Source organism: Pseudomonas sp. GD03842 (assembly GCF_029841165.1).
Taxonomy (GTDB): domain Bacteria; phylum Pseudomonadota; class Gammaproteobacteria; order Pseudomonadales; family Pseudomonadaceae; genus Aquipseudomonas.
Map to the genome: position 1 here is coordinate 254943 of NZ_JAOCEA010000004.1, position 15130 is coordinate 270072.

At 61.9% G+C, this 15130-nt stretch carries 13 protein-coding genes; all 13 read left to right on the forward strand.

The genetic code is table 11. The annotated features are described in order from the left end of the window. The first annotated feature begins 1 nt into the window (after window position 1). Genes rsmH through ftsA form a run of 13 tightly spaced genes read left to right on the forward strand, consistent with a single transcriptional unit; the run spans window position 2 to window position 15073 of the window. Window positions 2–943 carry a 16S rRNA (cytosine(1402)-N(4))-methyltransferase RsmH gene (gene rsmH, locus N5D61_RS08295; protein ID WP_108236910.1) on the forward strand — a complete coding sequence of 314 codons (942 nt, stop codon included), beginning with the start codon at window positions 2–4 and terminating at the stop codon, window positions 941–943. Continuing rightward, window positions 940–1233 (forward strand): cell division protein FtsL, encoded by a 294-nt coding sequence (ftsL, locus tag N5D61_RS08300; RefSeq protein WP_279891950.1) that lies wholly within the window; start codon window positions 940–942, stop codon window positions 1231–1233. Before rsmH ends, ftsL begins: the two co-directional genes overlap by 4 nt. Further along, complete coding sequence (locus tag N5D61_RS08305) at window positions 1230–2978, forward strand: penicillin-binding protein 2 (RefSeq protein ID WP_108236912.1); 1749 nt, start codon at window positions 1230–1232, stop codon at window positions 2976–2978. The genes ftsL and N5D61_RS08305 overlap by 4 nt, the downstream gene beginning before the upstream one ends. Next, window positions 2978–4441: a UDP-N-acetylmuramoyl-L-alanyl-D-glutamate--2,6-diaminopimelate ligase gene (locus tag N5D61_RS08310; protein WP_279891952.1), complete on the forward strand. Its 1464-nt coding sequence runs from the start codon at window positions 2978–2980 to the stop codon at window positions 4439–4441. The genes N5D61_RS08305 and N5D61_RS08310 overlap by 1 nt, the downstream gene beginning before the upstream one ends. Then, entirely contained in the window at window positions 4434–5804 is a 1371-nt protein-coding gene (gene murF / locus N5D61_RS08315) for a UDP-N-acetylmuramoyl-tripeptide--D-alanyl-D-alanine ligase (protein WP_279891954.1), read from the forward strand. Before N5D61_RS08310 ends, murF begins: the two co-directional genes overlap by 8 nt. Continuing rightward, window positions 5804–6886, forward strand: a complete 1083-nt coding sequence (gene mraY / locus N5D61_RS08320) for a phospho-N-acetylmuramoyl-pentapeptide-transferase (RefSeq protein ID WP_108236915.1) — start codon at window positions 5804–5806, stop codon at window positions 6884–6886. Before murF ends, mraY begins: the two co-directional genes overlap by 1 nt. A 6-nt stretch (window positions 6887–6892) precedes the next feature. Beyond that, the gene (murD, locus tag N5D61_RS08325; protein WP_279891957.1) at window positions 6893–8239 is read left to right on the forward strand and encodes a UDP-N-acetylmuramoyl-L-alanine--D-glutamate ligase; all 1347 of its coding nucleotides are present in this window, start codon (window positions 6893–6895) and stop codon (window positions 8237–8239) included. Then, window positions 8239–9453: a putative lipid II flippase FtsW gene (gene ftsW / locus N5D61_RS08330; protein ID WP_177411035.1), complete on the forward strand. Its 1215-nt coding sequence runs from the start codon at window positions 8239–8241 to the stop codon at window positions 9451–9453. The genes murD and ftsW overlap by 1 nt, the downstream gene beginning before the upstream one ends. Beyond that, window positions 9440–10513 (forward strand): undecaprenyldiphospho-muramoylpentapeptide beta-N-acetylglucosaminyltransferase, encoded by a 1074-nt coding sequence (gene murG / locus N5D61_RS08335; RefSeq protein ID WP_279891959.1) that lies wholly within the window; start codon window positions 9440–9442, stop codon window positions 10511–10513. The genes ftsW and murG overlap by 14 nt, the downstream gene beginning before the upstream one ends. Then, window positions 10506–11966, forward strand: coding sequence for a UDP-N-acetylmuramate--L-alanine ligase (gene murC, locus N5D61_RS08340; protein WP_108236919.1), 1461 nt, complete (start codon window positions 10506–10508; stop codon window positions 11964–11966). The genes murG and murC overlap by 8 nt, the downstream gene beginning before the upstream one ends. Continuing rightward, on the forward strand, window positions 11963–12922 hold the full coding sequence (locus N5D61_RS08345) for a D-alanine--D-alanine ligase (RefSeq protein WP_108236920.1): 960 nt from the start codon (window positions 11963–11965) through the stop codon (window positions 12920–12922). The genes murC and N5D61_RS08345 overlap by 4 nt, the downstream gene beginning before the upstream one ends. Before the next feature lie 3 nt (window positions 12923–12925). Next, window positions 12926–13798, forward strand: coding sequence for a cell division protein FtsQ/DivIB (locus N5D61_RS08350; protein ID WP_108236921.1), 873 nt, complete (start codon window positions 12926–12928; stop codon window positions 13796–13798). 15 nt (window positions 13799–13813) lie between these two features. Continuing rightward, a complete protein-coding gene (ftsA, locus tag N5D61_RS08355; RefSeq protein WP_108236922.1) occupies window positions 13814–15073 on the forward strand; it encodes a cell division protein FtsA in 1260 nt (419 codons plus the stop codon). The last annotated feature ends 57 nt before the right edge of the window (window positions 15074–15130 follow it).

Genomic DNA, 15130 nt, shown 5'->3' on the forward strand with positions numbered 1-15130 from the left:
TATGAATAGCGGCTTTACTCACATCACCGTACTGCTCGAAGAAGCCGTCGAGGCTCTCGCGGTGCGCGCCGATGGCTGCTATCTGGATGGCACGTTCGGGCGGGGCGGCCACAGCCGTCTCATTCTCCAGAAGCTCGGGCCGGATGGCCGGCTTCTCGGCTTCGACAAGGATCCTCAAGCGATTGCCACCGGGCAAGCGCTGGCGGCCGAAGACGGCCGCTTTGTCATTGTGCAGCGCAGTTTTGCCGAATTGGGCGACGAGGCTCTAGCCCGGGGCATTGCCGGGAATGTCAGCGGTATTCTGTTGGACTTGGGCGTTTCTTCGCCACAGCTCGACGACCCGGAACGCGGCTTCAGCTTCATGAACGATGGTCCGCTGGACATGCGCATGGATCCGTCGCGCGGTGTCAGCGCTGCGGAATTCGTCAATACCGCCCCCGTGGACGAAATCGCGCGTGTCTTCAAGGAATATGGCGAAGAACGTTTCGCCAAGCGCATGGCGGCTGCAGTGGTCGCGCGCCGTGAGGTCCAGCCTTTCGAGCGCACCGGTGACCTGGCCGAGGTCCTTAAAGTGGCCAATCCGGCATGGGAGAAGGGCAAGAACCCTGCGACCCGCGCGTTCCAAGGGTTGCGCATTCACGTCAATAACGAATTGGGCGATCTGGAAGCGGGCCTGGATGCCGCGCTGGAAGCCCTCGAAGTGGGCGGCCGTCTGGCCGTGATCAGCTTTCACTCCCTGGAAGATCGTATCGTCAAACTGTTCATGCGCAAGCTGGTGAAGGGCGAAGCGGACAACATGCCGCGCAATCTGCCGATCCGGCATCAGGCCTTCGAACCTCGCATCAAGCTGATCGGAAAGGCTCAATTCGCCTCCGATGAAGAGACCCGCGCCAACCCTCGCTCACGCAGTGCCGTGATGCGCGTTGCGGAGAAACTCCGGTGAATCGCGGTTTCTTCAAACCCCTGCCCGGGGGCAGCTTCTTCATGATGCTGCTTTTCATCGCCGTCCTGGTATCGGCGATTGCCGTTTCCTACAGCGCGCACTGGAACCGCCAGTTGCTCAATTCCCTGTATGCCGAACTCAGCGTTCGTGACAAGGCGCAGGCCGAGTGGGGGCGGCTGATCCTGGAACAGAGCACTTGGACGGCCCATAGCCGCATTGAAAACCTGGCCACCGATCAGTTGAAAATGCACATTCCCAATGCCGCCGACATCCGGATGGTGTCGCCATGATGAAGCTTGAAGGCGCACTGTATCCGTGGCGGTTCCGCGTGGTGGTCGGTTTGCTGTCGGTCATGGTCTTGGCCATTTCCTACCGCATCGTCGATCTACAGGTCATTGACCACCGCTTCCTGATCGAGCAAGGCGATGCTCGCAGTCTGCGCACCGTCTCGATTCCCGCTCACCGCGGGTTGATTACCGACCGCAATGGAGAGCCGCTGGCCGTCAGTACGCCTGTCACCACTATTTGGGCAAACCCGTCCGAAATGCAGGCGGATAAAAGCAAATGGGGTGTGTTGGCGCAAGCCTTGGGGCAGGATCCCAAAGCCTTGACCGACCGTCTGAATGAACAGGCTTCCAAGGAGTTTATCTACCTGGTCCGTGGCCTGACCCCGGAGCAGGGGCAGGCGGTGCTCGATTTGAAGGTACCGGGAGTCTACGGCAAAGAAGAGTTTCGCCGTTTCTATCCGGCAGGCGATGTCACCGCGCACATGGTCGGCTTTACCGACCTGGACGACCACGGCCGCGAAGGCGTGGAGCTGGCATACGACGACTGGCTCGCCGGCGTGCCCGGTAAGCGGCAGGTCATCAAGGACCGGCGCGGCAGGTTGATCAAAGACCTGCAAGTGAAGAAAAACGCCAAGGCCGGGAAGACCTTGGCTTTGTCTATTGATCTGCGCCTGCAATACCTGGCGACCCGCGAGCTGCGCAATGCGATTCAGGAAAACGACGCCAAGGCGGGAAGCCTTGTCATCATGGACGTGAAGAGCGGTGAAGTGTTGGCGATGGTGAACCAGCCAACCTACAACCCTAATAACCGCCGGACCATGGTGCCAGCCGCCATGCGTAACCGCGCAATCATCGACGTGTTCGAGCCGGGCTCGACGATGAAACCGATTTCCATGACCGCGGCGCTGGACAGCGGCCGCTGGAAGCCCAGCGACAAGGTCGAGGTGTACCCCGGCACGTTGCAGATCGGTAAATACACCATTCGTGACGTGACCAAGACCGAAGGCCCGATCCTCGACCTGACCGGCATTCTGATCAACTCCAGTAACGTCGGCATGAGCAAGGTGGCGTTTGACGTGGGTGGCGAAGCCATTTTCCGTGCCATGCAGCGTGTAGGCCTGGGTCAGTACACAGGGCTGGGCTTTCCCGGCGAGCGTGTCGGCAACCTGCCGAACTACCGCGAATGGCGCAAGGCGGAAACGGCGACCCTATCGTACGGCTATGGCCTGTCGGTGACGGCGCTGCAACTTGTCCACGCCTACTCGGCACTGGCCAACAACGGCAAGATCGTCCCGCTGACCATTCTAAAAACCGACAAGCCGGCCGAAGCGACCCAGGCCATCCCGGAAGCAACCGCCAAGACCTTGCAAACCATGCTTCAGGCGGTCATCGAGGACCCGCGTGGCGTTTATCGTGCCCGCGTCCCGTCCTACCACGTTGCCGGCAAGTCCGGTACTGCGCGTAAAACGTCGGTCGGTACCAAGGGGTACGCTGAAAACTCCTACCGCTCCCTGTTCGCCGGATTCGGACCGATGAGCAATCCGCGCTACGCCATCGTGGTGGTCATCGACGAGCCGAGCAAAGGTGGCTACTTCGGTGGTCTGGTCTCGGCACCGGTCTTCAGCAAGGTCATGTCGGGCACGCTGCGTCTGATGAACGTGCGCCCTGATAACCTCGCGCCCGTTCCGCCCGAGCAGCAGGCCAACGCGGCGCCACTGGTCGTTCCGGTAAAAGGAGGGCGCGGCTGATGGCCTTCAACCTGAACAAGATCTTCGCTCAGAGCGACCGCGACCTGCTGATCCGGGAACTGACCCTGGACAGCCGCAAGGTGCGTCCAGGTGATTTGTTCCTGGCGGTTCCGGGCCTTAAAGTCGACGGGCGCGATCACATTACCGATGCCATTGCCCACGGTGCAGCCGCGGTCGCCTACGAAGCGGAAGGCGCGAAAGTGCTGCCGATCACGGATATCCCCATGATTCCGGTCAAAGGGCTGGGGGCGCAATTGTCGGATATCGCCGGTCGTTTCTATGGGGATCCGAGCCGCAGTCTGAACCTGGTCGGTGTGACCGGAACCAATGGCAAGACCAGCGTCACCCAGTTGATCGCTCAAGCGCTGGACGCGCTGGGTGAGCGCTGCGGTTTGATCGGCACGCTCGGCACCGGCTTTTACAGCGAGCTGAAAAGCGGAATTCACACCACACCCGATCCGATTTCCGTTCAGTCGACCCTCTACGACCTGAAAAAGGCCGGTGCCAAGGCAATAGCCATGGAAGTGTCGTCTCACGGCCTGGATCAGGGGCGGGTGACGGCACTGGCGTTCGATGTCGCGGTCATGACCAACCTGTCTCGCGACCATCTGGACTACCACGGCACGATGGAAGCCTATGGCGCAGCGAAAGCCAAGTTGTTCGCCTGGGATGACTTGCGTTGCCGCGTGGTCAACCTTGACGATGATTTCGGTCGTCAACTGGCGAGCCAGGTCCACCCCTCGCGTCTGATTACCTACAGCCAGGAAGACAGCCGCGCCTATCTGTTCTGTCGCGATGCCCAGTTCGACGACGACGGTGTTCGCGCCACGCTCGTGACACCGCAGGGCGACCATGTGCTGCGCAGCAGTCTGCTGGGGCGTTTCAACCTGAGCAATGTGCTGGCTGCGGTCGGCGCGTTGCTTGGCCTGGACTATCCGCTGGACGAAATTCTCAAGGTGCTCCCAGGCCTGGAAGGTCCGGTCGGGCGCATGCAGCGCCTGGGCGGCGGCGCTCGTCCTCTGGTGGTGGTGGATTACGCGCACACCCCGGACGCACTGGAAAAAGTCTTGCTCGCGCTTCGGCCGCACGTGAAAGGCCAACTGACTTGCCTGTTCGGCTGCGGCGGTGATCGGGATCGCGGCAAGCGTCCGATCATGGCCGAAGTGGTCGAGCGCCTGGCTGACAAGGTGCTGGTCACCGACGACAACCCACGCACAGAAGACCCTGCCGTCATATTCGATGACATCCGCGCCGGGTTTGCTGCCGTGGAGGGCGTGACCTTCGTGGCAGGTCGCGGGCAGGCCATCGCCCGGATCATTGCCGAGGCCCAAGCCGCCGATGTGATCGTGCTGGCAGGCAAAGGGCATGAGGATTACCAGGAAATCGATGGCCAGCGCCATCCGTTTTCCGATCTTGAGGAAGCCGCCAAGGCACTGGACGCATGGGAGGCTGCACATGATTAAGCCGCTTTCGTTCAGCGAATTGCTGTTGCCACTCGACGCACGCCGGGTGGGTGAGGATGTCAGCTTCGAGGGTGTCAGCATCGACAGCCGTGCGATCGAAGCCGGGCAATTGTTCGTGGCGCTGACCGGCCCGCGTTTTGATGGGCACGATTATCTCGACCAGGTCGCTGCCAAGGGGGCCGTTGGCGCCTTGGTCGAGCGCGAGGTTCCAGGAAGTGCTCTGCCCCAGTTGATCGTCGGCGATACCCGCAAAGCGCTGGCTCAGTTGGGCGCGATGAATCGCAATGCGTTCGTCGACAAACCGGTCGCGGCGATCACCGGTTCCAGCGGCAAGACCACGGTCAAGGAAATGCTGGCGAGCATCCTGCGCACGCGCGGCTCTGTCCTGGCGACCAAGGGCAATCTGAACAACGAGCTGGGCGTTCCGCTCACTTTGCTGGCGCTAGCGCCGGAGTTCGACGCCGCGGTCATCGAGTTGGGTGCGTCCCGCGTCGGAGAAATCGCATTCACCGTGAGTCTGACCAAGCCCCATGTGTCGGTATTGACCAATGCGGGGACTGCTCATGTCGGTGAGTTCGGGGGGCCACAGAAGATCGTCGAAGCCAAAGGCGAAATCATTGAAGGCCTGGACGGTCGAGGCACCGCGGTGTTGAACCGTGACGACAAGGCGTTCGACATCTGGGTCGCGCGGGCAGGGGCGCGGAATGTGCTGAGCTTTTCGATCAAGGACAGCGAAGCGGACGTCTACGCCAGTGACCTGGGCATCGATGCCCGTGGATGCCCGGCGTTTACCCTGCACAGTCCGGCGGGGTCGGCGCAGGTGCAGCTGAATCTTCTGGGCGCCCACAACGTGGCCAACGCGTTGGCTGCGGCGGCTGCCGCCCATGCGCTGGGCGTTGCACTGCCCGGCATCGTGGCCGGCCTGAACAATGTCCAGCCCGTCAAAGGGCGCACGGTCGCGCAACTGGCGACCAACGGCATTCGCGTGATCGACGACACCTACAACGCCAACCCAACCTCCGTGGCCGCCGCCACCGATATCCTCACGACGTTCCCGGGCCGCAAGGTGCTGGTACTGGGGGACATTGGCGAGTTGGGCGACTGGGCGGAACAGGGGCATCGCGATGTCGGCGCGTATGCCGCAGGCAAGGTCGATGCGCTGTATGCCGTCGGTCCGTTGATGGCCCATGCGGTCAAGGCTTTCGGGCAGGATGCCCGCCATTTTGCAAGTCAGGCTGACCTGATCAAGGCGCTGGGCGCCGAGCAAGACAAGAACACCACCATTTTGATCAAAGGTTCTCGCAGCGCCGCGATGGAAAACGTCGTCGCCGCGCTGTGCGGAACTCGCCTGGAGAAACATTAATGCTGCTGCTGCTGGCCGAGTATCTGCAACAGTTCTACAAAGGCTTCGCGGTCTTCCAGTACCTGACCCTGCGCGGGATTCTCGGCGTGCTCACCGCACTGTCGCTCTCGCTGTGCCTGGGTCCGTGGATGATCCGTGCCCTGCAGAACAAGCAGATCGGTCAATCCGTCCGCAACGACGGCCCTCAATCCCACCTGTCCAAATCCGGCACCCCGACCATGGGGGGCGCGCTGATTCTGTCCGCCATTGGTATTGCTACCTTGCTGTGGGCCGATTTGACCAACCGCTACGTGTGGGTCGTGCTGATCGTCACGCTGCTGTTCGGCGGCATCGGCTGGGTCGACGATTATCGCAAGGTCATCGAAAAGAACTCGCGCGGCCTGCCGAGCCGGTGGAAATATTTCTGGCAATCGGTGTTCGGTCTTGGCGCTGCGATCTTCCTTTATATGACCGCGCAGACGCCGGTAGAAACGACACTGCTGATCCCAATGCTCAAGGACTTCAGCATCCCGCTGGGCGTGGGCTTCGTGATCCTCACGTATTTCGTGATCGTCGGCTCCAGCAACGCCGTCAACCTGACCGACGGTCTGGACGGCCTGGCCATCATGCCGACGGTCATGGTCGGCGGGGCCCTTGGCATCTTCTGCTATCTGTCCGGTAACGTGAAATTCGCCGAATACCTGCTGATTCCTTATGTGCCGGGTGCCGGTGAGCTGATTGTCTTCTGCGGCGCGTTGATTGGCGCCGGTCTGGGCTTTCTGTGGTTCAACACTTATCCGGCCCAGGTGTTCATGGGCGACGTCGGCGCGCTGGCGCTGGGTGCGGCACTGGGCACCATCGCGGTCATCGTCCGTCAGGAAATCGTCCTGTTCATCATGGGTGGCGTGTTCGTGATGGAGACCCTGTCAGTCGTCATTCAGGTTGCATCGTTTAAGTTGACCGGCCGCCGCGTTTTTCGCATGGCGCCGATCCATCACCATTTCGAACTCAAGGGCTGGCCCGAGCCGCGTGTGATTGTCCGTTTCTGGATCATCACCGTGATCCTCGTGCTGATCGGCCTTGCTACGTTGAAACTGAGGTAAGACAGAGTGTCACTGATCGCTTCTGACCACTTCCGCATCGTTGTCGGCCTCGGCAAGAGCGGCATGTCCCTGGTTCGCTTCCTGGCGAGCCGGGGCGTGGCGTTTGCCGTGGCCGATACGCGGGAGAATCCTCCGGAACTGGCGACCCTGCGTCGCGACTACCCGCAGGTGGAAGTGCGTTGTGGTGAGCTGGACGTCGAATTCCTCTGCCGCGCCGATGAACTGTACGTGAGTCCCGGCCTGGCCCTCGCCACCCCTGCGCTGCAGCAAGCGGCAGCGCGCGGCGTCAAGCTTTCCGGTGACATCGAGGTGTTTGCCCGCAATGCCAAGGCGCCGATCATCGCGATCAGCGGCTCCAACGCGAAAAGCACCGTCACCACGCTGGTTGGGGAAATGGCCGTCGCAGCGGGCAAACGCGTGGCGGTCGGCGGTAACCTCGGCACGCCAGCACTCGACCTGCTGAGCGATGACGTCGAGTTGTACGTCCTGGAGTTGTCGAGCTTTCAGCTGGAAACCACCGATCATCTTGGCGCCGAAGTGGCTACCGTGCTGAACGTCAGCGAAGACCACATGGATCGCTACAGCGGCTTGCCTGCTTATCATCTGGCCAAGCACCGGATTTTCCGCGGCGCGCGCCAGGTGGTGGTCAATCGCCAGGACGCCCTGTCGCGTCCGCTCATTGGTGAGGGCGTAGCCTGTTGGACCTTCGGTTTGAACAAGCCGGACGTCAACGGCTTCGGTCTGCGCGAAGAAAACGGCGAAAAATACCTCGCGTTCCAGTTCGACGCCCTGATGCCTGTCAGTGAACTGAAGATCCGTGGCGCGCATAACCAGGCGAACGCGCTTGCAGCGCTCGCGCTCGGGCACGCCGCCGGGCTGTCGTTCGCGCCCATGCTTGAGGCGCTGCGTCGCTTCGCAGGCCTGGTGCATCGCTGCCAGTGGGTGCGCGAGCGCCATGGCGTCAACTATTACGATGACTCCAAGGCCACCAACGTAGGCGCCGCGCTGGCTGCCATCGAAGGCCTGGGCGCGGACATCAAGGGCAAGCTGGTGCTGATTGCCGGCGGTGACGGCAAGGGCGCTGATTTCTCGGCCTTGAAAGCGTCAGTGGCGACGCACTGCCGTGCGGTCGTTCTGCTAGGGCGCGATGCCGAGCTGCTCGCCGCGACCTTTGGCGATTCGGTGCCGCTGATTCGCGTCAATACCTTGGAAGAAGCGGTGCAGAGCGCCGCCGATGCGGCCCTGGAAGGCGACGCGGTGCTGCTGTCCCCCGCCTGTGCGAGCCTGGATATGTTCAAGAATTTCGAAGAGCGCGGACGCCTGTTCGCACAGGCCGTGGGAGACTTGTCATGATCTTTGGCGTGATCAAGCCTTACCCGTCGCCGATCATCAGCGGCCGTGGTGTCGATGTCGATTTCCCCATGCTCGCCGGCTGTCTGGCGCTGCTGGGCCTGGGCCTGGTGATGATCACTTCCGCCTCGTCGGAAGTGGCTGCCGTGCAGTCGGGCAACGCGCTGTACATGATGACCCGCCATCTGATTTACCTGGTGCTGGGGCTGGGTGCGTGCATCGCGACCATGATGATTCCCGTGGCCACCTGGCAACGTCTGGGCTGGCTGATGCTGATCGGCGCCTTCGGTTTGTTGGTGCTGGTCATCGTGCCCGGCATCGGGCGCGAGGTGAACGGCTCGATGCGCTGGATCGGTTTCGGCATGTTCAACGTGCAGCCTTCGGAAATCGCCAAGGTATTCGTGGTGATTTTCCTTGCGGGTTACCTCATCCGGCGTCAACAGGAAGTGCGCGAGAGCTGGATGGGCTTCTTCAAGCCCTTCATCGTGCTGCTGCCGATGGCAGGGCTGCTGCTGATGGAACCTGACTTCGGGGCCACCGTCGTGATGATGGGCTCGGCTGCCGCAATGCTGTTCCTCGGTGGCGTCGGCTTGTTCCGCTTTACGCTGATGGTGGCGCTCGCGGTGGCGGCCGTGTTCGTGCTGGTTCAGGCGCAGCCGTACCGGATGGCGCGTCTGATCACCTTCACCGACCCTTGGTCCGATCAGTTCGGCTCGGGCTATCAGCTGACTCAGGCGCTGATCGCGTTCGGCCGTGGCGAATGGTTCGGCGTGGGGCTGGGCAACAGCGTGCAGAAACAGTTCTACCTCCCGGAAGCGCATACCGACTTCGTGTTTTCGGTATTGGCCGAAGAGCTGGGCGTCGTCGGCTCGCTGGCCACCGTCGCGCTGTTCGTGTTCGTGAGTATTCGTGCGATGTACATCGGCATGTGGGCCGAGCGCGCCAAGCAATTCTTTGCGGCTTACACCGCTTATGGTCTGGCCTTCCTGTGGATTGGCCAGTTCCTGATCAACATCGGAGTGAACGTCGGGCTGCTGCCTACCAAAGGTCTGACCCTGCCGTTCCTCAGCTATGGCGGCAGCTCCCTGATCATCTGCTGTGCCAGCCTTGGGCTGTTGTTGCGTATCGAATGGGAGTCGCGCAACAACATGGGCAGTGAAGAAGCCGAGTTCAAAGAAAGCGATTTTGCCGAGGAGCCGAGCCATGGCCGTCGGTAATGTCTTGATCATGGCAGGCGGCACCGGCGGGCACGTGTTCCCGGCGCTCGCCTGCGCGCGGGAATTCCAGGCACGTGGCTATACCGTCCACTGGCTTGGCACCCCGCGGGGTATCGAGAACGAACTGGTCCCGGCTGCTGGCCTGAAATTGCACCTGATCGACGTGACCGGTCTGCGCGGAAAGGGGCGTCTTTCGTTGCTCAAGGCGCCATTCATGCTGCTCAAGGCATTGCTGCAGGCGCGCAAGGTCGTGCGCGAATTGAAGCCAGTCTGCGTCGTCGGGTTTGGCGGCTATGTCACAGGGCCGGGCGGGCTGGCGGCCAAATTGGCGGGTGTGCCCTTGATCATTCATGAACAGAACGCGGTCGCGGGGACGGCCAATCGCAGCCTGGCATCTTTCGCGGCGCGGGTGTGCGAGGCGTTTCCTCAGACGTTCGCGGCGTCGGCCAAGCGTCGCACCACGGGTAACCCTGTGCGTCCCGAACTGTTCTTCGAAACCCCGCGCCAGGCCTTGGAAGGTCGCAAGCCGCGCCTGCTGGTGCTAGGCGGCAGTCTGGGTGCTGAACCGCTGAACAAGCTGTTGCCGGAGGCGCTGGCGCAAGTACCGGTCGAGGTCCGGCCTGAAGTCTTCCACCAGGCTGGCAAAAACCACGACGAAATCACCGCCGAGCGTTACCGCGCCGTAGGCGTCGATGCGCAGGTCGCGCCGTTCATCAAGGATATGGCCCAAGCCTACGGCTGGGCGGATCTGGTGGTATGCCGCGCCGGCGCGTTGACCATCAGTGAATTGGCGGCGGCTGGGCTGCCTTCGCTGCTGGTGCCGCTGCCCCACGCAATCGATGACCACCAGTCACGGAACGCCGAATACCTGGCCCGCGAAGGCGCTGCCTTCGTCATGCCACAGAGAACAACCGGCGCTGCCGAAATGGCGGCTCGCCTGAAAGAGGTTTTGATGCAACCCGAACAATTGAAGCGCATGGCTGCAACGGCTCGCCAACTGGCCAAGCCGGACGCCACCCACACCGTCGTCGATGTCTGCCTGGAGGTCGTCCATGGTTGAGAGTCAACGCGCTATGCCACAACCAGAAATGCGCCGCATCCGTCGCATCCACTTCGTCGGGATCGGTGGCGTGGGCATGTGCGGCATCGCCGAGGTGTTGCTGAACCTGGGTTATGACGTGTCCGGTTCCGACCTGAAAGCGTCGCCCGTGACCGAGCGTCTGGAAACGTTCGGCGCGCAGATCTTCATCGGTCATCGTGCGGAAAACGCCGCGGCGGCTGACGTACTGGTCGTGTCCAGCGCTGTGAACACGTCCAACCCGGAAGTGGCGACCGCGCTGGAGCGCCGCATTCCGGTGGTGCCCCGTGCGGAAATGCTCGCCGAGCTGATGCGCTACCGCCATGGCATCGCCGTCGCCGGTACCCATGGCAAGACCACCACCACCAGCCTGATCGCATCAGTGTTCGCGGCGGGCGGGCTTGATCCGACGTTCGTCATTGGTGGCCGTCTGAACGCAGCAGGCACCAACGCCCAACTGGGCACCAGCCGTTACCTCATCGCCGAGGCTGACGAAAGCGACGCCAGTTTCCTCCACCTGCAGCCGCTGGTGGCCGTCGTGACCAACATCGACGCCGACCACATGGCGACGTACGAAGGTGACTTCAACAAGCTGAAGAAAACCTTCGTCGAGTTCCTGCACAACCTGCCGTTCTACGGGCTGGCGGTGGTGTGCACCGACGACCCTGTGGTGCGCGACATCCTGCCATCGGTCAAGCGGCCGGTGGTGACCTACGGCTTCAACGAAGACGCTGACGTGCGCGCGATCAATGTCCGTCAGGAGGGGATGCGCACTCACTTCACCGTGCTGCGCCGCGACCGTGAGCCGCTCGACGTGTCGGTGAACATGCCAGGCAATCACAATGTGCTCAACTCGCTGGCCACCATCGCCATCGCGACCGATGAGGGCATCACCGATGAGGCCATCATTCAGGGCCTCTCGGGCTTTCAGGGCGTGGGCCGTCGGTTCCAGGTATATGGCGAACTGCCGGTCGAAGGCGGCAACGTCATGCTGGTGGACGACTACGGCCACCATCCTCGGGAAGTCGCTGCGGTAATCAATGCGGTGCGCGGGGGCTGGCCGGATCGTCGACTGGTCATGGTCTATCAACCGCACCGTTACAGCCGTACGCGCGACCTGTACGACGATTTCGTGCAGGTGCTCAATGACGCCAATGTGCTGTTGTTGATGGAAGTCTACCCCGCAGGCGAAGAGCCGATTCCAGGTGCGGACAGCCGCCAGTTGGCGCACAGCATCCGCCAGCGTGGCCAGTTGGACCCGATTTACATCGAGCGTGGCGCCGAACTGGCCCCGCTGGTCAAGCCGCTGTTGCGGGCGGGCGACATTCTGCTGTGCCAAGGCGCGGGAGACATCGGCGGCCTTGCCCCGCAATTGCTCAAGAGCCCGTTATTCACGGGCGCCATCGTGGCTTCTACCGAAGGTAAGCTGAAATGACAGCCGTCGCGCCAGTCTCCCTGCTCTCGACCCTGGAACCGAAAACCTTCGGTCGGGTTGCCGTGCTTTTCGGTGGCAAGAGTGCGGAGCGGGAGGTGTCCCTGAAATCCGGCCAAGCGGTGCTTCAGGCACTGCTGAGCGCGGGTGTCGATGCCTTTGGCATCGATGTGGGCGATGACTTCCTGCATCGACTGGCCAGCGAAACCATCGACCGTGCGTTCATCGTCCTGCACGGTCGTGGCGGCGAAGACGGCACCATGCAGGGTTTGCTGGAGTGTCTGGGCATCCCTTATACAGGCAGCGGTGTACTGGCCTCTGCACTGGCGATGGACAAGCTGCGCACCAAGCAGGTCTGGCAGAGCCTGGGCTTACCCACACCCCGTCACGCCGTACTGAACAGCGAAGCTGACTGTATTTCTGCGGCGACGGAACTGGGCTTTCCTTTGATCGTCAAACCCGCCCATGAAGGCTCCAGTATCGGTATGGCCAAGGTGACCGGCGTCGACGAATTGATCGCCGCATGGAATGCCGCCAGTACCTACGATTCGCACGTATTGGTCGAACAATGGATTCAAGGTCCTGAGTTCACGGTCGCGTCTCTGCGTGGGCAAATCCTGCCTCCCATCGGCCTGGGCACCCCCCACAGTTTTTACGATTACGATGCCAAGTATCTGGCTTCTGACACCCAGTACCGGATTCCGTGTGGCCTGGATGCGGCCAAGGAGCAGGAACTCAAGGCGCTGGCCGCCCGTGCCTGCGAGGCGGTGGGTGTCGCCGGTTGGGCGCGCACGGATGTCATGCAGGATGCCGAGGGCAAGTTCTGGCTGCTGGAAGTCAACACCGTTCCCGGCATGACCGATCACAGTCTGGTGCCCATGGCGGCGAGCGCCGCCGGGCTCGATTTCAACCAGTTGGTGTTGGCGATTCTGGCCGACAGTGTCCAGGTGCGGGGGTAAGTCATGCTCGGCACAACACTACGTCATCAGCAACCCGTTTCCGGTGGTCGCAAGCCGGTACCCCGTGGCGCCAGCCGTATGGTGGCCAAGGAGCCGCTGTCGGCCCGTCTGCCCAAGCCGAACTTCGGTTTCCTGCGCGGCCTGATGTGGCCGGTACTGCTGGTGGTGTTCGGCTTCGGCTCTTACGAAGCTGCCCAGCGTCTATTGCCCTACGCCGATCGGCCGATCTCGCGGATCAACGTTCAGGGCGACTTGAGCTACATCAGCCAGCAAGCGGTGCAGCAGCGGATTGCGCCATACGTGGCCACCAGCTTCTTTACGATCGATCTGGCGGGGATGCGCACTGAACTGGAGCAGATGCCCTGGATCGCCCACGCCGAAGTGCGTCGGGTCTGGCCAGATCAGGTGGTGATTCGTCTGGAAGAACAGTTGCCGGTGGCGCGCTGGGGCGATGAAGCCCTGCTGAACAACCAGGGCCAGGCATTCACCCCGCGTGAACTGTCCAACTACGAACACCTTCCGCAGTTGTTCGGGCCTCAACGGGCTCAACAGCAGGTGATGCAGCAGTATCAGGTGCTGAGTCAGATGTTGCGCCCATTGGGGTTCTCCATCGCGCGTCTGGAATTGCGTGAGCGAGGCAGTTGGTTCCTCACCACCGGCGCGAACAATGCCGGGCCTGGCCTGGAGTTGTTGCTGGGGCGTGACCATCTGGTAGAGAAGATGCGCCGCTTTATCGCCATCTATGAAAAAACGCTTAAAGAACAGATCACGAACATTGCGCGCGTCGACCTGCGCTACAACAACGGCCTGGCTGTTGGGTGGCGTGAGCAGGCACCAGCGCCAACGACGGAAAAACCCGCCGTCGCGAAGAATTGATAAGAGGCAGGACCCATGGCAAACGTGCAAAGCGGCAAAATGATCGTCGGATTGGATATCGGTACCTCCAAGGTGGTGGCGCTGGTAGGCGAAGTCGCGGCTGATGGCACGCTGGAAATCGTCGGTATCGGCACCCACCCATCACGCGGCCTGAAGAAGGGCGTGGTGGTGAACATCGAGTCGACCGTGCAGTCGATTCAGCGTGCCGTGGAAGAAGCGCAACTGATGGCGGGCTGCCGCATCCACTCGGCGTTCGTCGGTGTCGCGGGCAATCACATCCGCAGCCTGAACTCCCACGGTATCGTGGCGATTCGTGACCGTGAAGTGAGCTCCGCCGACCTGGAGCGCGTGCTCGATGCTGCCCAGGCGGTGGCGATCCCGGCTGACCAGCGCGTGCTGCACACCTTGCCGCAGGACTACGTGATCGATAACCAGGAAGGCGTCCGCGAGCCACTGGGCATGTCGGGCGTGCGTCTGGAGGCCAAGGTGCACGTCGTGACCTGCGCCGTGAACGCTGCACAGAACATCGAAAAGTGCGTGCGCCGTTGCGGCCTGGAAGTCGATGACATCATCCTCGAGCAACTGGCTTCGGCCTATTCGGTCCTGACCGACGACGAGAAAGAACTCGGCGTGTGCCTGGTGGACATCGGCGGTGGTACGACCGACATCGCAATCTTCACCGAGGGCGCCATCCGTCATACGGCGGTGATCCCGATCGCTGGCGATCAAGTCACCAATGACATCGCCATGGCGCTGCGTACACCGACTCAGTACGCCGAAGAAATCAAGATCCGTTACGCCTGCGCCCTGGCCAAACTGGCCGGTGCGGGTGAGACCATCAAGGTGCCGAGCGTGGGCGACCGTCCACCTCGCGAACTGTCCCGTCAAGCCTTGGCCGAAGTGGTCGAGCCCCGCTATGACGAACTGTTCACGCTGATTCAGGCCGAACTGCGTCGCAGCGGTTACGAGGACCTGATTCCAGCGGGCATCGTGCTGACCGGTGGCACCTCCAAGATGGAAGGTGCGGTCGAGCTGGCCGAGGAAATCTTCCACATGCCGGTGCGCCTGGGCACACCGCACAATGTCAAAGGGCTCGCGGACGTGGTTCGCAACCCGATTTACTCCACTGGGGTCGGCCTGTTGCTGTATGGACTGCAAAAGCAGTCCGACGGCATCTCGTTGTCGGGCTTGTCCGGCTCCGGTAGCAGTTATAGCGATGAACCTAAGGCCCCCGTGTTTGAGCGCCTCAAACGGTGGGTCCAGGGGAATTTCTAAGTTTCAAAAGTGGTAGGCGGCAGTAGGCGATAAAAAACTAGAGAAGTGAAGGAGAGG